Raw genomic sequence first — 22,040 nt, forward strand, 5'->3', positions numbered from 1 at the left:
CAGGCAGGCAGGCAGGACAGGGTGGCGGGCGGGTCAAAGCAGGTCGGCGACTACATCGTTGGAGTCACGGCTGTTGCCACCGGAACCCTCGGTCCGTTGCTGCGGACCTCGCGCGAGAACGTAGACGAACAGGATCGCCATCACTACTGCGCCTGCCCACATGGCCTGTTGCCAGCCGTCGACGAAGGACTCTTGAGCGGCTCGGATCAGCGCCTGCGTCTGGGGGCTGTCCCCGCCGGCGGTCGCGAGAGCGTTGGCGACGCCCTCGCGGGCGGCGTCGGCGGCGTCGTCCGGCACTCCGTCGAGCCGGGAGTCGATGGCGCCGCGGTAGCCTGCGCTCAGGACCGCTCCGAGGAGCGCGACCCCGAGTGCGGTGCCGAACTCCCGGGTGACGTCGTTGAGCGCGGACGCGACGCCTTGACGCTCACGCGGCAAGGCGGCGGTGATGGCCTCGGTGGCGGGCGTCATCGTCAACCCCATGCCAACTCCCATGGCGAGCATGCCGGGGAGGATCGAGAAGTACCCGCCGTCGACCGAGACGAAGGTGGCCATGAGGACCAGTCCCGCGCCACTCAGGAAGATCCCCGAGGCCATCGTCGAGCGGCTGCCGATGCGCGCGGCCGCCTGCGGGGCGAGGCCGGAGGCGGACATCATGAGCAGCGCCATCGGCATGAGCGCCAGGGTGGAGCGAAGGCCGGACCAGCCGAGCACCGCCTGGAAGTACGGGAACAGGACCACGAAGATTCCCGCCTGCACGCCGAAGACCGTCAGGAGCGACACGGAACCGCTTGCTAGACCTCGCTTGCGGAACAGGCGGACGTCGAGGAGCGGAGCCTGTCGGCGCAGCTCCCATGCCACGAATCCGACAGCGGCGACGACGCCGACGAGGAGGCTCAGGAGCGTGGCGGGCGCGGTCCAGCCGCGTTCGGGCCCCTCGTGGAGGAACAGGACGAGCCCGACCGCCGCGGCCACGGACGACAGCGAACCGACGGCGTCGAACCCGTGCCCCGATGCCTCGCGCGAGTTCGGGATGGATCGCAGAGCCATGACGATGGCGACGACGACGAGCACGACCGGCAGGACGAAGAGCCATCGCCAGCTCGCCAGGTCGACCAGGACGGCCGACAGGTACATCCCCAGGATGCCTCCACCGCCGGCGACGCCGGTCCACACGCCGATCGCCTTGGAGCGCTCCTCGTCCGGGAAGGTCGAGGTGATGACGGCCAGGGTGACCGGCATGATCATTGCCGCGCCTACGCCGCTCAGGAAGCGCGCGGCGAGCATGATCTCGGACGACGTCGCAAGGCCGGCCGCCGCACTCGCTGTTCCGAAGACGAGCAGGCCCGCGAGTAGCACCGGCCTGCGGCCCCACCGGTCACCCATCGCGCCGAGCGGGAGGAGCAGCGCGGCCAGAGTGACGGTGTAGACGTTGATGAACCACAAGACCTCGGTTTGCGAGGCGTCAAAGGCGACGGTGAGCTCCGGCTGGGCGACGTTCAGCCCGGACACCGAAGCGATGATCGCCATGAGCGCGATGCAGACCCCGACCAGGATCGTGCGTCGTTGTCGCGGGTCTTGGATGGTCGGGTCGGGCGCTCCCGCGTCCGAGGAGCGGTTCGTGCTCATGGAGAAACCTTTCCAGAAGGCAAGGGGAATCGGCGCCGGAGCAGCGGCCCTGGCGCTGTCGGACGGTGTGGCTAATGGCGTCGGGCGGCGCGCACGACGACGTCGTGGAGGGGGACCGCCCGGCCTCCGCGGCCGGTGAGTGTGCGGAGGTGCTCTTCGGCGGTGACGATCTCCCACTCCGTGCCGTCCAGCCGCGCGGTGATGGCCGCGGGAGTGACCGACGCCTCGGCAGGAGGGCGGTGCCCGTGGCCGGCAGAGCCGCTGGTGTGCAGGTGCCCCACGATGAGGAGCGTGCCGCCGGGGGCCACCCATCCGGCGATGCGGTCGTAGAACTCCAGCTGCGGCATCGCCGGGTGGGCGTAGTGGGTCATGACCAGGTCGAACTGCGCGCCCGGGCGCCAGACGCCCAGATCCGCCTCAACCCACAGCAGGCGCTCGTGAGCCCCGCTCGTCGCCGCCCGCTCGGCAGCGCGAGCAAGTGCCTCGGACGAGATGTCGGCTGCGGTGACGTGCCAGCCGCGGGAGGCGAGCCAGATCGCCTCCGCACCGCCGCCGCACCCCGCATCCAGCGCCGTGCCCGGTGCCAGGCCGCTGGTCTCACGAGCGAGGTACGGGTTGGGCGGGTTGCCGCCCATGGATGCGGGGCCGCCGGCTCGTCCCTGTTGCCAGTGCCGCTCCCAGAAGTCCTTGTCGAATCCGTGCGTCACAGAGTGCGCTCCCTCGCTCGCGACACCCTTCTGCGGGTGCGTTCGTCGGCTTTTTCGTCACGGTGCCGAGAGACAGGGCGGATGTGCAAACGTTGTTGCCAAATGGCAAAATGGTGCGATGGATGAAGCCATTGACCGCACGCTGGACGCCGTCGGACCGAGGTTGAAACGCCTTCGGCTGCGTCGGGACGTCACGCTCGCCGACCTCGCGGCGGAGACCGGCATCTCCACCAGCACCCTGTCCCGGCTCGAGGCGGGCCTGCGCCGCCCCACGCTCGAGCAGCTGCTTCCGCTTGCGCGCGCCTACGGGGTCACACTCGACGAGCTCGTCGATGCGCCGCCGACGGGCGACCCCCGCATCAATCTGCGTCCCATCTCCTGCAGCGACGGCTCGGTCATTCTGCCGCTGACCCGCAGGCCCGGTGGAATCCAGGCCTACAAGTTCGTCCTCCCGACCGGAAACGACGACGCCGAACCCGACATGCGCACCCACGAGGGCTACGACTGGGTCTACGTCCTCAACGGAACGCTCCGCCTCGTGCTCGGGGATCACGACCTCATCCTCAAGTCCGGGGAGGCCGCGGAGTTCGACACACGTACTCCGCACTGGTTCGGGGCCACCAGTGCCGGTCCCGTCGAGTACCTGAGTCTCATCGGGAAACAGGGCGAACGCGCGCATGTCCGTGCAGCGCCGAGACGAGGCCCGGCCGAGTAAGGGCTGGGATCAGAATGAAGCGCCGGGATGTCGAGTACGAATCGAGCAAGGGCCCTACAGTGTGAGTGCCGACAGAGCCGCTCGATGAATTGTCCGTGGCTGCGCGCGCGTTGGCGTGCCGGTCCGGGAGCTCGGGTTCAGCTCGAGGTCGAGTCCTTGGTCAGCGCGTCCATGAAGAGGTCGACGAGCGGACGGGCTTGCTCTTTGGTGCCGTGCTGCACGGAATAGGCGATGCCACCCATGAGGAGTAGGACATTGTCCGGGGCGACGTCCGTTCGCAGGCTTCCGTCTCGGGCGCCGGCCGCGAGGAGGGCGGCGACGGCGTCGGTAAGGAGTGCGCGGCTGTCGGAGTATGGATCGATGCCGGAGGCGATGACCGCGTTGAGGGCTTCGGACATTCCGCTCTTCGCCGTGGCGTAGTGGATGAAGTGTTCCATCCACATCCGGGTGGCCTCGGCGGCGGGATGCTGGGCGAGAAGGTCGTTCACCTTCTCGCACACCTGGGTGAGTTGGCGCCGGTAGGCGGCGTCGATGAGGACTTCCCGAGTCGGGAAGTGCCGGTAGAGCGTGCCGACACCGACGCCCGCCTGCTTGGCGATGGCGGCAGGTGCGGTGTCCAGCCCCTGCTCGGCGAAGGCCTGGGCGGCGACCTCCAGCAGGCGCTCCCGGTTCTGCAGCGCGTCACTCCTGGTGCGGCGGGGCGTGGCGGGCATGCGGGTTCCTTCGGTGTCGGTCTCCAGTTGCTTTCCGGAATCCGTTCCGCTTAACTTTAAACGGAACGAGTTCCGGTATCACTCTACTTCAGGAGACCCCCATGCCAGCTACCTCCGGCAAGGCCTCACGTCACTGGTTCGTCACCGGAGCCTCCGGTGGGCTGGGCCGCCATCTCACCGAGCATGCCCTGCGCAACGGCGACCGCGTTACGGCGACGGTCCGCCGCCCCGCAGCTCTGGAAGACCTGCGCGAGACGTACGGCGACCGGCTGACTGTCGAGATCCTCGACCTCACGCGGCCGGCCGACGTGGACAAGGTGGTCGGCAGGACTCTCCGGTCCGGGCCGGTGGACATTGTGGTCAACAATGCCGGATACGCGGTGGTGGGCGCCGCCGAGGAAATGACCGTCGAGCAGATTCGCGACCAGATCGAGGTCCTCCTGCTCGCGCCGATGGTGATCACCCGCGCCTTCCTGCAGCCGATGCGTGAGCAGGGCGGTGGCCGGATCATCCAGATATCCAGCGTGGGCGGCCAGGTCGGTATCCCCACTCACAGCTCCTATCACGCGGGCAAGTGGGGGCTGGAGGGCTTCACCGAGAGCGTCAGCCGCGAGGTCTCCGACTTCGGCATTCACCTCACTCTGGTCGAGCCCGGCGCCACCCGTACCGGCTTCGCTTCGGCCCTGCAATACACCACCGAGACGACCGTCTACCGCGGCAATGCCGTCGGCCAGACCCGGCGCTATCTGGAAACCGCGGACGAGAGCGTCTTCACCGGCGACCCGGCCAAGCTCGCCGCCGCCATTTACGACACCACTCGCCACCCGAGCCCGCCACTGCGCCTGGCTCTCGGCTCCGACACCTATAGCGCAATCCACGCGGCACTCACCGAACGTCTCACCGCGCTCGAGACTCAGAAGGATCTCGCTGAATCTGTCGCCTTCACTCACTGATCCGCCCTGCCGGCACGACCCGTCAGGAAATCTCGCCGCCATTACGGACTTACGCATCTCTGCCCTTACGCATCTCCGCCCTTACGTATCCTCCGCAACTTCGACCTCCGGAAGTCCGGCACGTCGTCCCACCCAGCACTCCCGCGTGATCGCATGAGCGTCGGCCGCAGATGAGCGCGCATCAGAGAGTGAGGGACGCTTCGTGGATGTCGTCGCGTTTCTCCCAGCGGATTCGCAAGCGGCGGAACCAATGTAAATGGGCGAACGCGCGCTCAACGGCCCAGCGTTGGGTGCCCTGTCCGGAGCCGGGCTCGGTGCCACGGCAGGCGATCAGCGGCTACACCCCGAGGACCCAGAACAGCCGGCGGTAATTGTCGAGGTCGTAGCCGCGGTCGGCCAGCACCACGGCGGGGCGGCGTCGGGGCCGGCCGCGCTTGCCGCGGACGGGCGGCACGGCTGGGAGGAGCGGGATCAGCGGGTGACATCGTTGCGGTTGCCCCCGGTCTCGCCGGCCTGACCTCCCACCGCGCCGTCGCGGACCGCCTCGGCGAGGCCCTGCGGGCATGGCTCGCGCGCACGGGCGAGCCGGACGCGGCCGTGGAGCCCCGCACCGCCGCGCGCCACCGCCCAGCGGAGACCGGACCCCCTGGTCTCCGCTGGGCGGTGGCGCGCTTCGGACGCCGGCCGCCACGGCGTAGGCGTCCCGCGGCGCGGCCGGCGCCGCTACTCCTGTGCGCCGCTCCGGCGCCGGACCAGGTAGGCGGCCGCCCCCGCCACGACGACCACGGCCGCGCCGATGCCGGTCCAGGCGCCGGCCGACAGACCGCTGTCGTCTTCCCCGGCCGCCCCGGCCGCGGGAGAAGCCGAAGGCTCGGTCGTCCCGGCGCTCGGCGTCGGGGAGGCGGACGGGCTCTCGGATTCGCTCGGGGACGGGCTGACCGGCTCGGCGCCGGGCTCGGCGGCCCTGAGCTTCAGCACGGGGGCGGTGTTGCCGTGACCATGTCCGTGGCCGTCGCCGCCGGACTCGCCCAGCTCGATCCAGCGGTCCACCTTGCCGTCGCTGTAGGTCTGCAGCGTCTTGAACACCAGCTCCTTCGCGTCGGGCAACTGCCGTACGAGCACGGAGAGTTCGACGTCCTCTCCGACCTTCACGGCCGCGCCCCCGACGGTGAAGCCGTCCTTGGCCGCCGTGAACTTCCAGCCCTCGGGGCCTTCGCCGTAGGTCACGTCGCCGGGTGTGATGCCCTTGGGCAGGATCACGCGGAGCTCGGAGATCCCGGCCGTGCCCGACTCCGACTCGGCGCTGAAGGTGAGCTCGACGTTCTGCGCGAGGGCCTGGGCGTCGTCGGACTCGACCTCCACGTGGGCGGCGGCCTGACCGGCGGCGAACAGGACGGCGGCGGCCACGGCCGACGCGAGGGCCGTACGGCGGATACCGGCGCGCAGGCGGGTGGTGCGGGGCATGGGTGTCTCCAGGCATGAGGAAAGCACGGACGGCGCGACGGCCGCTCCGGCAGGGGCAGTCAGGGGACGAGAGTGAACCCCGCCCGGGGAGGACCCCTGCGCACCAGCACGTCCGCGAGCACCGCGCCCTCGGGCGGTGGCCGCTCCAGCCCTTCCCGGACGGGCCCCGGCAGTCCGGCCTCCGGCGCGGCCGGGAGGTCGCCCCGAAGGCCCAGGACCGTGTCGATCCGCGCCCGGACGCGGTCGACGGCCTCCACCAGGCCACGGGTCAGGAACCAGCAGGCCTTGTCGGCCCGGTGCAGCAGGACGGCGACGACAAGCGCCGCCGCGGCGTGGACGGCCGTCATCGCGAGCGAGTCGGGCGGGCCCATGCCGTGCCGGGGGTGCCCGGACACGCCCGTGGCCGCCGCGTGGTGCGGGGCACCGGCCGCCGTCAGCCACAGATGCAGGGCCACCTGCGTGGCACCGCAGGCCGCCACCACCGTGACCAGGGAGCGTGGGCGCCGGGTGCCTGCGAGTCCCATGCCGAACAGCACCAGGGCCGCCGCCGCGCCCGGCTGCAGCGGAGCCGGTCCGTCGGCGACCAGATGGTGGGCGCTCATCCCCAGCACCGTCCCGACGACCGCGAAGACCGCGGCCCGCAGAACGGGCAGGGGAGCACGGTGCGTCGGCGGACGGAGGAGCATGGTCATGACGCGCCCATCATCGGACATCGCCCGGCCGGACCGGGGCGAGATCCCTTAAGAGCGGGCTCGTCCGGAATGCGGCACGCGTGGCCTCACCACGGACGCGCGCCCGCGGTGGAGCCCACAGCCGTGAGCGCTGTCCGGGACGGAACCCGGACAGCGCTCGAACTGGTTCAGGCGGCGGCCCGGAAGGAGCGCAGACGCAGGGAGTTGCCGACGACGAAGACCGAGGAGAAGGCCATGGCCGCCCCGGCGATCATCGGGTTGAGCAGACCGGCCGCCGCGAGCGGCAGGGCGGCCACGTTGTAGGCGAACGCCCAGAACAGGTTGGACCGGATCGTGCCGAGGGTGCGGCGGGCCAGGCGGATGGCGTCGGCTGCGGCGCGCAGGTCGCCGCGTACGAGCGTCAGGTCGCCGGCCTCGATGGCGGCGTCCGTGCCCGTTCCCATGGCCAGGCCGAGGTCGGCCTGGGCGAGCGCGGCCGCGTCGTTGACGCCGTCGCCGACCATCGCCACCGAACGGCCCTCGCCCTGCAGCCGCTTGACGACGTCGACCTTGTCCTGGGGGAGCACCTCGGCGATCACGTCCTCGGCTGCGATGCCGACCTCGCGGGCGACCGACTCGGCCACCGCCCGGTTGTCCCCGGTCAGCAGGATCGGGGTCAGCCCCAGCTCCCGCAGCCGCTCGATGGCCTCCGCGCTGGTCTCCTTCACCGCGTCGGCGACTTCGAGGACCGCTCGTGCCTCGCCGTCCCAGGCGACGGCGATGGCGGTGCGACCGGCCGCCTCCGCCTCGGCCTTGGCCCGCTCCAGGTCCACGGGCAGGTTCATCGCCCACTCTTCCAGCAGCCGCTCCCGGCCGACGAGGACCGCGTGGCCGTCGACGATGCCCTGCACGCCCAGGCCGGGCACGTTCGCGAAGTCCTCCGGTGTGGGCAGTGAGCCCAGCTGTGCCAGGGCTCCCTCGGCGACGGCGCGGGCGATCGGGTGCTCCGAGGAGTGCTCCAACGCCCCTGCCAGCCGCAGGACGTCGGCCTCATCTGCGTTCTCGGCGGTGTGCACGGCCCGCAGCGTCATACGGCCGGTCGTGACGGTGCCGGTCTTGTCCAGGACGATCGTGTCGACCTTGCGCGTGGACTCCAGGACCTCCGGGCCCTTGATGAGGATGCCGAGCTGGGCGCCGCGCCCGGTGCCGACCATGAGCGCGGTCGGTGTGGCCAGGCCCAGGGCGCAGGGGCAGGCGATGATCAGTACGGCGACCGCGGCGGTGAAGGCGGCCGTCAGCCCGGCGCCGTTGCCGAGCCAGAAGCCGAGCGTGCCCAGGGCGAGGGCGATCACGATCGGTACGAAGACGGCGGAGATCCGGTCCGCGAGCCGCTGTGCGGCGGCCTTTCCGTTCTGCGCGTCCTCCACCAGCTTCGCCATCCGGGCGAGCTGGGTGTCGGCGCCGACCCGGGTGGCCTCGACCACGAGGCGGCCGCCCGCGTTGATCGTGGCGCCGGTGACGGCGTCACCCGTGCCCACCTCGACGGGGACGGACTCACCGGTCAGCATCGAGGCGTCCACGGCTGAGGATCCCTCGACCACCGTCCCGTCGGTGGCGATCTTCTCGCCGGGCCGCACGAGGAAGCGGTCGCCCACCTTCAACTCGGCGGTGGGGATGGTCTGTTCGGCGCCGTCGGCGCGCAGCACGGTGACGTCCTTCGCGCCCAGCTCCAGCAACGCCTTCAGGGCCGCGCCCGCCTTCCGCTTGGAGCGGGCCTCGAAGTAGCGTCCGGCCAGGATGAACGCGGTCACGCCGGCCGCGGCCTCCAGATAGATGTTCCCGGCGCCGTCGCCGCGGGCGATGGTCAGCTCGAAGGGGTGCGTCATGCCGGGCTCGCCGGCGGTGCCGAAGAACAGGGCCCACAGCGACCACAGGAACGCCGCCGAGGTGCCGACCGAGATGAGGGTGTCCATGGTGGCGGCACCGTGCCGGGCGTTGGTGAACGCCGCCCGGTGGAAGGGCCAGGCCGCGTACGTCACGACGGGCGCCGCCAGGGTCAGGGACAGCCACTGCCAGTACTCGAACTGCAGGGCCGGGACCATGGCCATCGCGACGACGGGCGCCGCGAGCGCCACCGCGGTGACCAACCGCTGCCGCAGCGGCCGCAGTTCACCGTCCGCCTCGGCCGCGTCGTCACCGCCCCCGGACTCGGCCGCCGGTACCGGCGGCGCGGGCTCGTGCGCGGTGTATCCGGTCGCCTCGACCGTGGCGATCAGGTCCTGGACGGCCACGTCACCGGAGTAGCTGACCTTGGCCTTCTCGGTGGCGTAGTTGACGGTGGCGGTGACGCCGTCCATGCGGTTGAGCTTCTTCTCGATGCGCGCCGCGCAGGAGGCGCAGGTCATGCCGCCGATGGCGAGTTCTACCTCGGCGGTGGGGCCGGACGTGGTGATGCTCATGGCTGCTCCTCGTACGGGACGGATGGCCGGGACCCGGACAGGTCCGGGTCCCGGCGGTGCGGGGGAACGGGCTGACGTGCGGGTCAGGCCCGGCCGGTCAGCTCGTAGCCGGCCTCGTCGACGACCTCGGCGATGACGGCGTCGTCGGGCTCGGTGACGCTGGTGACGGTGACCCGGCCGGCGTCGAGGTCGACCTCGACACCGGTCACACCGTCCAGCTCGCCGATGACCTTGGTGAGCGTGGCCTTGCAGTGACCACAGGTCATGCCGGAGACGGCGTACGCCGTGGTGACGCCCTCCGTGGCCGTGGCCGCGCCGGTGGTGCCGGTCGAGCAGGTGCCCTCGGTGGAGCAGCAGGACGACGACATGGGTTCCTCCTGTCAGCTGAGCGCTGCGTTGTGGGATGTATACGGGGCGGGGGTATCCGCGCCGAGTCCTGTATACCCCCAGGGGGTACGGAACGCAAGTGGCTCCGTTCGCTTGACTTCATACCCCCGAGGGGTATGTTGAAATGCATCGAGGCCTCCCATGACGCTCACGAGAGGCCCTGTCCCCGAAGGAGACGGCCATGAACACCGGACTGAAGATCACCGCGTTCGCCGCCGCGCTGGCCGCGACGTTCGGCACCGCCTACGGCGTGGGCAAGGGCGTGGACCCCGTTGTCGCGGACGACGCGCCCGCCGCCCACGACACGAAGCACAGCGGCCCCTCACCCGCACAGCAGGAGGGAGGTGGCGGACACACCGGGCACGAGGAGGCCACGGCCGGCGGACTGCAGATCTCCGAGAGTGGTTACACCCTCGATCTGAGGACCCCGCGCGTCACCGCCGGCCAGCGCACCGACCTGCGCTTCGTCATCCGGGACGACTCCGGCCGGGCGGTCACCTCGTACCGGCGCGAACACGACAAGGAACTCCACCTCATCCTCGCCTCACGCGACCTGGTCACCTACCGCCACCTCCACCCCACACGGGCCGCCGACGGCACCTGGAGCACACCCGTCGACCTGCCCCGGGCAGGCGGCTACCGGGTCTTCGCCGACTTCACCCCGGCCAGGAAGGGGGCCGAGAACCTCACCCTCGGCGCCGACCTCGCCACGTCGGGCCCCTACGAGCCGCAGGACCTGCCCACCCCGAACACCACGTCCCAGGTCGACGGCTACGAGGTCGAGCTGGACGGAGGACTCGCACCCGGAAAGGCGGCCGAGCTCAAGCTGAACGTCTCCCGGAACGGCAAGCCCGTCACCGACCTCCAGCCCTACCTCGGCGCGTACGGCCACCTTGTCGCTCTGCGTTCCGGTGACCTGGCCTACCTCCACGTCCACCCGAACGGCGAACCCGGCGACGGCACGACCGAACCCGGCCCCGGGATCTCGTTCACGGCCACCGCGCCCAGCGGTGGCACGTACCGGCTCTTCCTCGACTTCAAGCACGAGGGGAAGGTCCACACCGCGGCGTTCACGGTCCGCGCCGGAACATCCGGGACGCGGACGGCCACGGAGGAGAGCACGGAGGGGAGCGAGGAGGAGTCACCGGCGGATCACAGCCACTGAGGAGTGCCCTGGCGGGCGGTCCCGCCGAGCCCACTACCCACCGTGACGCTCCAACGCGCGGCGTGCCGTGCCCCGGCTTACGTTGGGCGGGCAAGCGACCTCACCCCCCACAGGAGGAGTCATGGCCGGCAAAGGCGGCGCGGACAAGATGAAGGGCAAGGCCAAGGAGATGGCCGGGAAGGTCATGGGCGACCGCGAGAAGCAGGTCGAGGGCGACATCGACCAGGCGCGCGGCGAGGCCAGGAAGCAGGCCGAGAAGGCCCGCGAGCGCATGGAGGAGACCGGGCGCTCCAGCAAGCGCGACCGCACCTGAGTGCCGCGTGGTGGGGGGGTTTCCCCAGGGAACCCCCCCCCCCACGTCCGCGCATCCGCTCCGTGTGCGTTGCCCGGCGGGCGCCGGGGTACCCGCCGCCCGCCGGTACCCGTGGCTGTGGAGGTGTGGTGGTGAACGCTTCGGTGGATCGGATCGCCGAGCCCTGGGGAGTGCGTACGCCCTACGGACCGGGGACCGCCTGGCCCGTCCGCACGGACACGCATCTGCGGGCGGGAGTGGCCGAGGACGACGTCGAGCGGTGGGTGCAGTCGGCGTCGTTGCTGCATTCGGGTGGCGACGCGATGGACATCGCGGTGCGCGACGGCCGCATCGTCGGGGTGCGTGGACGAGCGGTGGACCGGGTCAACCACGGCCGGCTCGGGCCGAAGGACCTGTTCGGGTGGCAGGGCGGGACCTCGCAGGACCGGTTGACACGGCCACTGGTGCGCGAGGGCGGCAAGCTGGTGGAGTGCGACTGGGAGCACGCGATGGGCAGGGTCGTGGCCCGCTCGAAGCAGCTGCTGGACGAGCGGGGGCCCGGCTCGATCGGCTTCTACACCACCGGGCAGCTGTTCCTCGAGGAGTACTACACGCTCGCGGTGATCGCCCGCGCGGGCATCGGCACCCATCACCTGGACGGCAACACCCGGCTGTGCACGTCCACGGCCGCGGAGGCCCTGAAGGAGACGTTCGGCTCCGACGGACAGCCCGGCTCCTTCACGGACGTGGACCACGCCGACGTGATCGCCTTGTTCGGGCACAACATGGCCGAGACCCAGCCGGTGCTGTGGATGCGCGTCCTGGACCGCCTGGAGGGCGCCGCCCCGCCCCGGCTTGTCTGCGTGGACCCGAGGCCCACCCCCGTGGCCCGGCGCGCGGCCGTGCACCTGGCGCCCCGGGCCGGAACGAATGTCGCCCTGCTGGACTCCCTGCTGCACGAGCTGATCCGCACCGACCGCGTCGACCACGACTTCGTCGAGGCCCACACCGTCGGCTACGACGAACTGGCGGCCCGTGTGAAGGACTTCACCCCCGAGTGGGCCGCCCGGATCTGTGACGTCCCGGCCGCGGCGATCGAGGAGGCGGCCGAGGTCATCGGCACCGCCGAGCGGCTGCTGTCCACCGTCCTGCAGGGCTTCTACCAGTCCCACCAGGCCACCGCCGCGGCCGTCCAGGTCAACAACCTGCACCTGGTCCGCGGCATGCTGGGCCGCCCCGGCGCGGGAGTCCTGCAGATGAACGGCCAGCCCACCGCCCAGAACACCCGCGAGTGCGGCGCCGACGGAGACCTGCCGGGCTTCAGGAACTGGCAGAACGACGAACACGTCGCCGACCTGGCCCGGGTGTGGAACGTCGAGCCGGAGACCATCCCGCACTACGCCCCGCCCACCCACGTCATGCAGATGCTCCGCTACGCCGAACAGGGCTCGATCCGCATGCTGTGGATCACCGGTACCAACCCTGCCGTGTCCCTGCCCGAGCTCTCCCGCATCCGGTCCGTCCTCGCCCAGGACCGGCTGTTCACCGTCGTCCAGGACCTGTTCCTCACCGAGACCGCGCAGCTTGCCGACGTGGTGCTGCCGGCGGCCACCTGGGGGGAGAAGACCGGCACCTTCACCAACGCCGACCGTACGGTGCACCTGTCGGACAAGGCGGTCGACCCACCCGGCGAGGCCCGCCCCGACCTGGACGTCCTCCTCGACTACGCCGCCCGCATGGACTTCCGCGACAAGGAGGGCAGCCCGCTGATCACCTGGCGGGACCCGGAGTCGGCGTTCGAGGCGTGGAAGCGGTGCAGCGCCGGACGGCCGTGCGACTACACCGGCCTGAGCCACGGGCGGCTCCGCGGCGGCTCCGGCGTCCAGTGGCCCTGCACCGAACAGACCCCGGAGGGCACCGAGCGCCTCTACACCGACGGCGTCACCTGGGCCCATCCGGACACCTGCGAGAGCTACGGCAAGGACCTGGTCACCGGAGCGACAGTCGAACCGGTCGAGTACCGCTCCCTCAACCCCGACGGCAAGGCGGTCATCAAGGCCGCCGAGTACCTCCCGCCGCACGAGGACACCACCGCCGAGTTCCCGCTCCAGCTCACCACCGGCCGTACGCTCTACCACTTCCACACCCGCACCAAGACCGGCCGCACCCCGCAACTGAACGCCGCCGCCCCCGAAGTGTGGGCCGAACTGTCCACCGCCGAAGCCGCCGCCCGCGACCTCGCGGAGGGCGACCTCGTGGAGGTGGCCACCGCCCGCGGGGCCGTCCACGCCCGGCTGCGCGTCACCGGCATCAGGGACGGCCTGGTGTTCCTGCCCTTCCACTACGGCTACTGGGACACCCCCGAAGGCCACCGGCCGTCGGACAAGGAAGAGGGCCGGGCCGCGAACGAGACCACCGTCACCGACTGGGACCCGGTCTCCAAACAGCCGCTGTTCAAGACCGCCGCCGCACGGATCAGCCTCGTCGAACGCGGCCACGGCACCCCCGCACCCGCCCCGACCACGACCGCCTCCGCACCCGCCCACCCCGACGGCGTCCCACCGACCACCGGCGGGCCCGATGCCCACGCCACCCACACCACACCCGGCGCCCACGCCACCCCCACCACCACGAGCGAACCGGGGAGCAGGCCATGAGCGGCATCACCCTCGTCCTGCGGGCACTGCACCACGGCGAAGGCGAGCTGGAGAAGGAACTGCTGGCCGCCGCCGAACGCCACCGCAACGAGCACGAGGTCCACCATGTCGCGACCGACCTCGCCCGCTGGTCCCATGAGCACGGCACCCGGCTCGCCGGCACCGCCCGGCATTACGGCCTCGACCTGTCCGGCCCTCCCGACCACCCCACCACCGGTGTCATGGCCACCCTGCGCCAAAAGACCGCCGAAGCCCTCGGGCGCCGCCCCGAACCGGGCCTCCGGCTCCTGCACGACCTGCGCGCCCTCCACCTGGCCGCCTCGGGGAACTCGGTCCACTGGGAGATGCTCGCCCAAGCGGCCCAGGCCACCCGGGACTCCCGGCTCCTCGGCCTCGCCTCGTCCTGTCACCCCCAGACCCTCCGGCAGCTCCGCTGGACCAACACCATGATCAAGAACCTCTCCCCGCAGCTGCTCACCAGCCTGTGACACCACGCGTCCGGAGTTCCGGCGGTGATCCGTGTGGTCAGGGGGTACTCGGACGGCCGTACGGATTCCCGGCGGGTGACACGGCGCGAGAAGAGCCGCGTACCGCCACCGCCCCCGGGCACGGGGGACACTCCGGAAGGCCGTGCCCAGGCCCGCCGCACCGGTCCGTGAAGGAGACCCGCGATGAACCACCGACCGAGCTCAGGTACGACGACCCCAACCCGCCCGGAAGACGTCACGGACACCGGCCCGGACCTGCTGGGCATCTACCTCAACGACCATCTGGCCGGCGCCACCGCGGGTGCCGAACGCGCCCGTCACCTGGCGAAGTCCTCCCGCGGCACGGCGCTCGCCCCGGACGTCGACGCCCTGGCCACCGAGATCGCCCAGGACCGGGAGATCCTGAAGGAGCTGATGAGGCGGCTGAACGTCCCGCGCCGTCCGTACAAGATCTACGCGGGCTGGGCGCTGGAGAAGGCAGGCCGCCTGAAGGCCAACGGCAGGCTCGTCCGCCGCTCTCCCCTGAGCACGCTGATCGAACTGGAGGCCCTGCGCATGGGAGTGACCGGAAAACTCGCTCTGTGGCAGAGCCTGCGGCGGCTGTCCGACACCGAGGACCGCCTCGACCCGCGGCTCCTCGACGACCTTCTCGACCGTGCCCACAGCCAGCTCAGGACCCTGGAGGAGCTGCACCAGCAGCAGGTGACGACACCCCTGCGGCCACGCGAGCGAACAGGCGCGGGAGCGTAGGGACGATCGACCGCGCGGACCGGTCCCTGTCGGATCACGCGATGTCGCGAGGAGTGACGATCCGTTGACCACCTCTGAAGAGCTGCCCGTGGTGCGGACCCTCGGCGAAGTGGCCGCCCTGGTGGAGAGCATCCCCCACCTCTATGTGCGCTGGTCACACGGTCCCGAGGCCGACCGGCGGCACGCCGGAGAGAGCAGGGACGGCCTCACCGGCGTCCGCATGCCCGGCCTGTCGGCCAACCCACTCGATGTCGAGCCCTGGTGGGAGGACCGGCCGGTCGAGCTGTGGGTGGCCCGCCGTCTCTACGACTACTCACACCTCCCCCGGGACAAGGGCCCCGGAGTCCGTCCGTGGATCCTCCGGGGCCAGGCGGCGGGGCGGGGCCCCGACAACGAGCCGCTGGTGCACGACGTGGAACCCATCGGCTGGATCGACGAGCGGGTCGTCAAAGAAGCCGAGACCGCGGTGGCACGCCAGGAGGGGCAGTGGGGGACCATGCGCCGGGACGACGAACGATGACCCGAACGGCTCTCCCGAACGACTGACGTGCAGGACGAGCCGGTGCTCCCCGGTGTGATCCTCACGTTTCTGTGAGGCTCGCTGTATGGGCCATGGAGGCGCGGGTCTGTCACTACACTCGCGCCCCATGCGCCAAACGAGCCCCATCGGACAGCCGACGAGCACCTTCCCCCAGCAGGCGCGGTCCGGCCCGCATGGCCGGAGAAGTGACTCCGCCCGCCCGCGCCCCCGCACCGCCATGGCCCGCCCCACTTCAGGACGCGCCGGCGTCGCGGCCGAGAGGGGGGACGGCATTCCGTGAAGGGCCGCCACAAACAGTCCCGTGACCCCCGGGGACACTGGCTCCTGCTGATCCTCGTCCTCCCCGCGATGTTCGCGGTCCTGCTCTTCGAGGGCTGGACCACCCACGAGGTCGACGCCGCGAAGACACGGTCCCCCTGCACCTCGCCCGCACCGGACGCCGTGGCACGGGGCGGGCCCGTGATCGGGATCAACGGCAACGGCATCCAGACCGCCTCGATGCCCGCCCGCACCGTCGCCCTCACCTTCGACGGCGGCCCGGACCCCGTCTGGACCCCGCGCCTGCTCGACCTGCTGCGGCGGCACAACGCGCGCGCCACGTTCTTCCTCTTCGGTTCCCAGGCGGCGCGCCATCCGGAGCTGGTGCGCAGAATCCGCGCCGAAGGCCACGAGATCGGCTCGAACACCTACACCGGTGCCGTCCTGGGCGAGGCCTCGCCCGCCCGCTTCGCCGCCGAACTCGACCTCACCCAGGGGGCGTTGGCGAGCACCGTGGGACTGCGCCCCAATCTGCTGCGGTTGCCGCGGACCACCACACCGGACACACTGTGCGGCCGTGAGTGGAAGGCCGCGCGGCAGGCCACCGGCCGGGGTTATGTGCTGGTCACCGCCGACAGGTCGTCCCGCAAGCCGGAGCAGGGCCTCATCCGGCAGTTCAGCCAGACGTCGCTCGCCTACCAGCAGGCGAGGAACCTGCTAAAGAACCCCGACGTCGACCGCTTCACCACCGTGTCGGCCGGCGCGAGGCTCGTTCCGTACGCCTCCCCGTCCACCGCCGAGCGCTGGGAGGGCACCGCCCTCATCTGGGTCACCCGGCTCGGGCGGGCCTTCGTGACCGCCATGACATGGACCCTCGCGATCGCGGGAGGCCTCGGACTGCTGCGCCTGGCGCTGCTCGGTCTCTTCGCGCGGGCCCACGTCCGCCGGCTCGAGAGCTCCAGCCCCGGCGCGCCCTGGCGGGGCGAGGTGACCGAACCGGTGACGGTGCTCGTGCCCGCGTACAACGAGGAACTCGGCATCGAGTCCACGCTGTTGTCCCTGCTGGCCTCCACGCACCGCCAGCTGCAGATCATCGTCATCGACGACGGCTCGACGGACCGTACCGCCGACCTCGCCGAAGCGGTCGGGGACCCGCGCGTGGAGGTGGTCCGCCAGGCCAACGCGGGCAAGGCGGCCGCCCTCAACACCGGGCTGGCCCTCGCGCGGCACGACATCATCGTCATGGTCGACGCCGACACCGTCTTCGAACCGGACGCCGTGTACCAGCTCATCCAGCCGCTGGCGCACCCGGCCGTCGGGGCTGTCAGCGGCAACGCCAAGGTCGGCAACCGGCGCGGCCTGCTGGCCAAGTGGCAGCACCTGGAGTACGTCTTCGGCTTCAACCTCGACCGCCGCATGTTCGAGGTCCTGGAGTGCATGACCACGGTCCCCGGCGCCATCGGCGCCTTCCGCCGTGACGCGCTGATCAGCGTCGGCGGCGTCAGCGAGGACACCCTCGCCGAGGACACCGACCTCACGATGGCACTGTGGCGGGCGGGCTGGCGGGTGCTCTACGAGGAGTCCGCCGTGGCGTGGACCGAAGTGCCCACCTCGCTGGGCCAGTTGTGGCGGCAGCGGTACCGCTGGTGCTACGGCACGATCCAGGCCATGTGGAAGCACCGCGGTGCCGTCCTTGCCGGGGGAGTGGCCGGTCGCTTCGGGCGGCGCGGACTGACGTACGTCGCGCTCTTCCAGGTCGCCCTGCCGCTGCTCGCCCCGGTCATCGACGTGTTCGCCCTGTACGGCGTGCTGTTCCTGGACCCGTGGTTGTCGGCCGGCATCTGGCTAGGGTTCATGGGCTCCCAACTCGTCAGCGCCCGGTACGCGTTGAGGCTCGACGGCGAGAGGCTGTGGACCCTGTGGTCGCTGCCGCTGCAGTTCTTCGTCTACCGGCAGCTGATGTACCTGGTGGTCATCCAGTCCCTGGTCGCCCTGCTGCTCGGCAGCCGGCTGAAATGGCATCGCATGCGGCGTTCCGGGACGGCCGGTGAACACATCGGCGGCGCGGCCCCGTATAAGAGCCTGCCGACGAGGTGATCCCGATGTGGTGAGGTGCTGGACAGTCTGATGAACGAGTGGACCGACCGGCTGCCGGGCGACGAGTGGGGCGGTGGAGCGGCGGAGCCCGCGGGCGGCGGTACGCGCCGGGTGGCGGACGGGACATCGGCCCCGCCTCCGGCGCGCACGGCGCCGCTGCCGGGCATGCCGTCGTCCACCGCGGCGGGCCGCACCGACGTGGTGCGCCGCCCTCACGGGCATCGCGCCCGATCTCACGAAGCGGGTGGCCCCGAACGCGGTGGCAGATCCCCCCGGCGGCGTCCCGCCCGGCGCCGCCGGGCCGCGCGGCTGGCCGTCCTCACGGTCGCCGCGCTCCTCGTCTCCCCGGCGGGCGCGTACGTGTGGGCCGGCACCGAGCTGGACCAGGACGTCGACCTGGGCACCCTCAGGGACCGTGCGCCGAGCGGCCGCGGAACCAACTACCTGATCGTCGGCTCGGACAGCCGGGAAGGACTGTCCGAGCAGGCCAGGAGGAACCTGCGCACCGGCTCGACCGAGGGGCGCCGCACCGACTCGATGATCCTGCTGCACACCGGCGCCGGCGGCACCACGATGATGAGCCTGCCGCGTGACTCGTGGGTGACGATCCCGTCGTTCCTGCGCCCCGAGACCGGCAGGCGCTACCCCGACAGGCCGAACAAACTGAACGCGGCGTTCTCGCTGGGCGGGCCGAGCCTGCTGGTGAAGACCGTCGAGCGCAACACCGGCCTGCACATCGACCACTACACCGAGATCGGCCTGGCCGGTTTCGTCGACATCGTCGACGCGGTCGGCGGCGTGGACCTGTGCCTCGACCGGGCCATCAGGGACAAGAACTCGGGCGCTAACCTGCGGGCGGGCTGCCAGACCCTCAACGGCGCCCAGGCGCTTGCCTTCGTACGGCAGCGCAAGCAGGAGGCCGACGGCGACCTCGGACGCACCCGGAACCAGCAGAAGTTCCTCGCCGCCCTCGCCAAGAAGACCGCCACCCCGGGCACGCTCCTCAACCCGGCCAAGGTCTTCCCGACCCTCGGCGCGGGACTCGACACGCTCGTCGTGGACAAGGACACGGGCCTGCGGGAGCTCACGGCGCTGTTCCAGGCGATGCGCAAGGTCACGGACGGCAACGGACGCCAGGTCAACGTCCCCGTCTCCGACCCCGCGTTCCGTACGTCCAAGGGCGTGGCCGTGCAGTGGGACATGGCCAGGGCACGGCAGTTGTTCGCGCAGCTGAGGGCGGACCGGCCGGTGACCGGCCAGTAAGGGGAGGCGGGCACCGTCGGCCCGTCACCCGTCACAGGAAGGGCGTGCCGGCGTCGAGCCCGGACAGGACCCGGCCGTACAGCTTGCCAACCCGCACCTCACCGCCCCCGGGGATCTCAGCGCAGCGGATGCAGCGGGGTGAGCTCGGCGGGCGGGCGGCCGGTGACGATCGACTCGGCGAGGAGCTTGCCGCTCAACGGGCCGAGGGCGATACCCCACATGCCGTGCCCGCCGCACACATGGACGCGGGGCGAGCGGGTCGGGCCGACCAGGGGCAGGCCGTCAGCGGTGCAGGGGCGCGGCCCCACCCAGACGTCCTCGCGCCGGTCGAAGTCGGCGGAAGGGAGCAGAGGGCGTGCCGCGTTGACGATCGCCTGGACACGTCGCGGGTCCCCCGGCCGGTCGGGCGCCGTGAACTCCATCATGCCCGCGACCCGCACACGGTCGCCCAGCGGTGTGCAGACCACGCGCTGCGCGGCGAAGTACGTGGGCCGGGTGGGCAGTCCCTCCGGCGGCAGGCTGAAGCTGTAACCGCGGCCGGACTGGACCGGGGTGCGCACGCCGAACGGCGCGGCCAGCCGGTTCAGCCAGGCGCCCGGCGCCAGCACGGCCACGTCCGCGCGGAGTTGCGTACCGTCGGCGCAGTGCGCGGCAGCCGCGGTGCCGAGGTCCCGGACCCGGGTGACCGCCGACCCGGTGACGATCTTGCCGCCCCTGTCGCGCACCGCGTCGGCCAGCGCCCTGACGAAGGCCCCGGGATTGAGGTGACGCTGACCGCGCAGGCGTACGGCCGCGTCGACCCGAGAAGACAGCGCCGGCTCCTCCTGCCGTGCCCCGGCCCCGTCGAGCAGGTCGTAGTCGACGTGCTGGCCCGCCGCACGCACCGCCTCCAGTTCCGCCACGAACGGAGCGCGGCCGGCGGCGGACGTGAAGGCGATCAGGCACGGGCCGCCCGCCCGCGTCGGCTCGGCGATCCCGCCCTCGGTGAGCTCGTCGTACGCCGCGAGCGCCTGCCGGTTCAGCGCGGCGAGGGCGCTCATGGCCACCTGCCAGCGCCGGGTGGTGCAGTTCCGGCTGAAGGTCAGCAGGAAGCGGGCCAGCCGGGCGTCCGCGCGGGGCGGCACGGACAGCGGCGAGGACGGGGAGAAGAACGTGCGCAGGCCCAGCTGGAGGGCGCCCGGTTCCGGCAGCGGGACGGTGAGGGCCGGTGCCAGCCAGCCGGCGTTGCCCCAGGACGCGCCCGCCGCGACGCCCCGGCGGTCGACGACGGTGACCTCGACGCCCGCCTCCTGGAGGAACCAGGCGGTCGCCAGCCCGGGCATGCCCGCGCCGACCACCACCGCGCTGCGCGGGCTCATGAGGCACTCCCGGCCGCCGGAACAAAACCCCTTCCCTCCAGCACGGCGGCCGGAGGCCTGCGTTCCCCGGCGCGCGTGGCCTGCTCGAAGGCGTACCCGGCGCACAGCACCTCCCAGTCCCGCCGGTGCGGACCGACCACCTGCAGGCCGACCGGCAGACCTCCGGCGGTGAAACCCGCCGGGACGGACAGTGCGGGACAGCCCGTGACGGAGATCAGGTACGCCGAGCGCATCCAGTCCAGATACGTCTCCATCGGGGTGCCGTCCACCGACGTGGGGTAGGGGAGGCGCACGTCGAACGGGGCGACCTGACTGACCGGCAGCACAAGCAGGTCGTACCTTTCGAAGAACTCCCGCACCCGGTGGAAGAGCGCGGCCTGCTGCGACTGGGCGAGCCCCAGGTCAGGGCCGCTGAGTCCCCAGCCCTCCTCGATGTTCCACACCACGTCGGAGGACATCCGGTGCCGGTGCTCCTCCAGCAGGGGCCCGTAGGCCAGTTCCATCTGCCAGGCCCGCTGGATAAGGAACACCTCGTCGGCACCGGTCAGGTCGGGGCAGGCCTCCTCCACCTCGCAGCCCAGCCCGGCGAACACCTCGACCGCCGGCCGGAGCGCGTCCCGCACCTGAGCGTCCACGGGCACGGCCCCGCCGAGATCCGGCGACCAGGCGACCCGCAGCCCGCGGACGTCGCCGTCGAGCCGGCCCGCGAAGGCGGAACCGGGCGTCTCCAGCGAGCGCGGGTCGCGAGGGTCCGGGCCCGCCATCACCGACAGCGTGAGGGCCACGTCCGTCACGGTCCGCGCCATGGGGCCCTTGACCGAGAGCTGCCCCCACGGCGCCTTGTCGGGCCAGGAGGGGACACGGCCGGGGGAGGGGCGCAGGCCGACGACGTTGTTGAAGGAGGCGGGGTTGCGGAGCGATCCGCCGGTGTCGCTGCCGTCGGCGATCGGCTGCATCCCGCAGGCGAGGGCCGCGCCCGCGCCGCCGCTGCTGCCGCCGGCGCTGCGGGAGAGGTCGTAGGGGTTGCGGGTGGCGCCGAAGACGGGGTTCACGGTGTGCGAACCCATGCCGAGTTCGGGGACGTTGGTCTTGCCGAGGGTGATGGCTCCGGCGCCGCGCAGCCGCTCGACGACCAGGTGGTCCCGGTCGGGGACGCGGTCGGCGAAGACCGGTGAGCCGTACGTGGTGCGGATGCCCGCGGTGTCGTGGAGGTCCTTGTGCGCCACGGGCAGTCCGTGCAGGGGGCCGGCCTCCGCTCCGGACGCCAGGAGCTCGTCGGCCTCGGCCGCCTGCGCCAGCGCCCGGTCGGCGACCAGGGAGACGATGGCGTTCACGGCCGGATTGACGCGCTCGATCCGGTCCAGGTGCGCGGTGACGACCTCCCGGGCGGACACCTCGCGGCGCCGGATCGCGGCGGCGAGTTCGGTGGCGGTCCAGAAGCACAGGTCCGTGGTGTCCATGTCGGTGGTGTCCATG

General features: G+C 71.7%; 19 protein-coding genes and 1 pseudogene. 10 read left to right on the forward strand and 10 right to left on the reverse strand.

What is annotated here, in order from left to right:
• Positions 1-33: 33 nt before the first annotated feature.
• Positions 34-1,626, reverse strand: coding sequence for an MFS transporter (locus ACZ49J_RS19895; RefSeq protein ID WP_467449603.1), 1,593 nt, complete (start codon positions 1,624-1,626; stop codon positions 34-36).
• 71 nt (positions 1,627-1,697) lie between these two features.
• A complete protein-coding gene (locus tag ACZ49J_RS19900; protein ID WP_467449604.1) occupies positions 1,698-2,333 on the reverse strand; it encodes a class I SAM-dependent methyltransferase in 636 nt (211 codons plus the stop codon).
• Between the two features lie 118 nt (positions 2,334-2,451).
• Here ACZ49J_RS19900 and ACZ49J_RS19905 point away from each other — a divergent pair, with 118 nt between their 5' ends.
• Positions 2,452-3,048 (forward strand): helix-turn-helix domain-containing protein, encoded by a 597-nt coding sequence (locus tag ACZ49J_RS19905; protein ID WP_467449605.1) that lies wholly within the window; start codon positions 2,452-2,454, stop codon positions 3,046-3,048.
• Positions 3,049-3,185: 137 nt separating this feature from the next.
• Here the strand turns inward: ACZ49J_RS19905 and ACZ49J_RS19910 are convergent, their stop codons facing one another.
• On the reverse strand, positions 3,186-3,761 hold the full coding sequence (locus ACZ49J_RS19910) for a TetR/AcrR family transcriptional regulator (RefSeq protein ID WP_467449606.1): 576 nt from the start codon (positions 3,759-3,761) through the stop codon (positions 3,186-3,188).
• Between the two features lie 101 nt (positions 3,762-3,862).
• On the opposite strand from ACZ49J_RS19910, the gene ACZ49J_RS19915 reads away from it, so the two are divergent.
• On the forward strand, positions 3,863-4,714 hold the full coding sequence (locus ACZ49J_RS19915; protein WP_467449607.1) for an SDR family oxidoreductase: 852 nt from the start codon (positions 3,863-3,865) through the stop codon (positions 4,712-4,714).
• A 181-nt stretch (positions 4,715-4,895) separates the two neighbouring features.
• Here ACZ49J_RS19915 and ACZ49J_RS19920 read toward each other — a convergent pair.
• The 5 genes and pseudogenes from ACZ49J_RS19920 to ACZ49J_RS19940 form a co-directional block, all read right to left on the reverse strand.
• Positions 4,896-5,218: pseudogene (locus ACZ49J_RS19920) on the reverse strand (transposase family protein); the annotation flags it as partial.
• 219 nt (positions 5,219-5,437) lie between these two features.
• Positions 5,438-6,178: a DUF1775 domain-containing protein gene (locus tag ACZ49J_RS19925; protein WP_467449609.1), complete on the reverse strand. Its 741-nt coding sequence runs from the start codon at positions 6,176-6,178 to the stop codon at positions 5,438-5,440.
• A gap of 59 nt (positions 6,179-6,237) precedes the next feature.
• Positions 6,238-6,870, reverse strand: coding sequence for a hypothetical protein (locus ACZ49J_RS19930; protein WP_467449610.1), 633 nt, complete (start codon positions 6,868-6,870; stop codon positions 6,238-6,240).
• A gap of 167 nt (positions 6,871-7,037) precedes the next feature.
• The gene (locus tag ACZ49J_RS19935; RefSeq protein WP_467449611.1) at positions 7,038-9,308 is read right to left on the reverse strand and encodes a heavy metal translocating P-type ATPase; all 2,271 of its coding nucleotides are present in this window, start codon (positions 9,306-9,308) and stop codon (positions 7,038-7,040) included.
• Positions 9,309-9,391: 83 nt separating this feature from the next.
• Positions 9,392-9,676, reverse strand: a complete 285-nt coding sequence (locus tag ACZ49J_RS19940; RefSeq protein ID WP_467449613.1) for a heavy-metal-associated domain-containing protein — start codon at positions 9,674-9,676, stop codon at positions 9,392-9,394.
• A gap of 200 nt (positions 9,677-9,876) precedes the next feature.
• On the opposite strand from ACZ49J_RS19940, the gene ACZ49J_RS19945 reads away from it, so the two are divergent.
• The 8 genes from ACZ49J_RS19945 (at position 9,877) to ACZ49J_RS19980 (ending at position 19,206) form a co-directional block, all read left to right on the forward strand.
• Positions 9,877-10,860, forward strand: a complete 984-nt coding sequence (locus tag ACZ49J_RS19945; RefSeq protein ID WP_467449614.1) for a hypothetical protein — start codon at positions 9,877-9,879, stop codon at positions 10,858-10,860.
• Between the two features lie 121 nt (positions 10,861-10,981).
• A complete protein-coding gene (locus ACZ49J_RS19950; RefSeq protein WP_467449615.1) occupies positions 10,982-11,173 on the forward strand; it encodes a CsbD family protein in 192 nt (63 codons plus the stop codon).
• 131 nt (positions 11,174-11,304) lie between these two features.
• Positions 11,305-13,809, forward strand: a complete 2,505-nt coding sequence (locus tag ACZ49J_RS19955; protein ID WP_467449616.1) for a molybdopterin oxidoreductase family protein — start codon at positions 11,305-11,307, stop codon at positions 13,807-13,809.
• Entirely contained in the window at positions 13,806-14,297 is a 492-nt protein-coding gene (locus ACZ49J_RS19960; protein WP_467449617.1) for a hypothetical protein, read from the forward strand. The genes ACZ49J_RS19955 and ACZ49J_RS19960 overlap by 4 nt, the downstream gene beginning before the upstream one ends.
• Positions 14,298-14,480: 183 nt before the next feature.
• Positions 14,481-15,047 carry a hypothetical protein gene (locus ACZ49J_RS19965; RefSeq protein ID WP_467449618.1) on the forward strand — a complete coding sequence of 189 codons (567 nt, stop codon included), beginning with the start codon at positions 14,481-14,483 and terminating at the stop codon, positions 15,045-15,047.
• Positions 15,048-15,111: 64 nt separating this feature from the next.
• Entirely contained in the window at positions 15,112-15,567 is a 456-nt protein-coding gene (locus ACZ49J_RS19970) for a DUF6098 family protein (protein ID WP_467449619.1), read from the forward strand.
• Positions 15,568-15,864: 297 nt separating this feature from the next.
• On the forward strand, positions 15,865-17,943 hold the full coding sequence (locus ACZ49J_RS19975) for a glycosyltransferase (protein ID WP_467449621.1): 2,079 nt from the start codon (positions 15,865-15,867) through the stop codon (positions 17,941-17,943).
• A 30-nt stretch (positions 17,944-17,973) separates the two neighbouring features.
• Positions 17,974-19,206 (forward strand): LCP family protein, encoded by a 1,233-nt coding sequence (locus tag ACZ49J_RS19980; RefSeq protein WP_467449773.1) that lies wholly within the window; start codon positions 17,974-17,976, stop codon positions 19,204-19,206.
• Positions 19,207-19,322: 116 nt separating this feature from the next.
• Here the strand turns inward: ACZ49J_RS19980 and ACZ49J_RS19985 are convergent, their stop codons facing one another.
• Positions 19,323-20,564 carry an NAD(P)/FAD-dependent oxidoreductase gene (locus ACZ49J_RS19985; RefSeq protein WP_467449622.1) on the reverse strand — a complete coding sequence of 414 codons (1,242 nt, stop codon included), beginning with the start codon at positions 20,562-20,564 and terminating at the stop codon, positions 19,323-19,325.
• Positions 20,561-22,039, reverse strand: a complete 1,479-nt coding sequence (locus ACZ49J_RS19990; protein ID WP_467449777.1) for an amidase — start codon at positions 22,037-22,039, stop codon at positions 20,561-20,563. Before ACZ49J_RS19990 ends, ACZ49J_RS19985 begins: the two co-directional genes overlap by 4 nt.
• Position 22,040: the final 1 nt, after the last annotated feature.

It is taken from the genome of Streptomyces sp. NPDC030840 (assembly GCF_055572015.1).

Coding starts and splice junctions, on each gene's coding strand:
- ACZ49J_RS19895 (WP_467449603.1), bottom strand. CDS start 1,626: ATGAGCACGAACCGCTCCTCGGACGCGGGAGCGCCCGACCCGACCATC.
- ACZ49J_RS19905 (WP_467449605.1), top strand. CDS start 2,452: ATGGATGAAGCCATTGACCGCACGCTGGACGCCGTCGGACCGAGGTTG.
- ACZ49J_RS19910 (WP_467449606.1), bottom strand. CDS start 3,761: ATGCCCGCCACGCCCCGCCGCACCAGGAGTGACGCGCTGCAGAACCGG.
- ACZ49J_RS19915 (WP_467449607.1), top strand. CDS start 3,863: ATGCCAGCTACCTCCGGCAAGGCCTCACGTCACTGGTTCGTCACCGGA.
- ACZ49J_RS19925 (WP_467449609.1), bottom strand. CDS start 6,178: ATGCCCCGCACCACCCGCCTGCGCGCCGGTATCCGCCGTACGGCCCTC.
- ACZ49J_RS19930 (WP_467449610.1), bottom strand. CDS start 6,870: ATGACCATGCTCCTCCGTCCGCCGACGCACCGTGCTCCCCTGCCCGTT.
- ACZ49J_RS19935 (WP_467449611.1), bottom strand. CDS start 9,308: ATGAGCATCACCACGTCCGGCCCCACCGCCGAGGTAGAACTCGCCATC.
- ACZ49J_RS19940 (WP_467449613.1), bottom strand. CDS start 9,676: ATGTCGTCGTCCTGCTGCTCCACCGAGGGCACCTGCTCGACCGGCACC.
- ACZ49J_RS19945 (WP_467449614.1), top strand. CDS start 9,877: ATGAACACCGGACTGAAGATCACCGCGTTCGCCGCCGCGCTGGCCGCG.
- ACZ49J_RS19950 (WP_467449615.1), top strand. CDS start 10,982: ATGGCCGGCAAAGGCGGCGCGGACAAGATGAAGGGCAAGGCCAAGGAG.
- ACZ49J_RS19960 (WP_467449617.1), top strand. CDS start 13,806: ATGAGCGGCATCACCCTCGTCCTGCGGGCACTGCACCACGGCGAAGGC.
- ACZ49J_RS19965 (WP_467449618.1), top strand. CDS start 14,481: ATGAACCACCGACCGAGCTCAGGTACGACGACCCCAACCCGCCCGGAA.
- ACZ49J_RS19980 (WP_467449773.1), top strand. CDS start 17,974: ATGAACGAGTGGACCGACCGGCTGCCGGGCGACGAGTGGGGCGGTGGA.
- ACZ49J_RS19985 (WP_467449622.1), bottom strand. CDS start 20,564: ATGAGCCCGCGCAGCGCGGTGGTGGTCGGCGCGGGCATGCCCGGGCTG.
- ACZ49J_RS19990 (WP_467449777.1), bottom strand. CDS start 22,039: ATGGACACCACCGACATGGACACCACGGACCTGTGCTTCTGGACCGCC.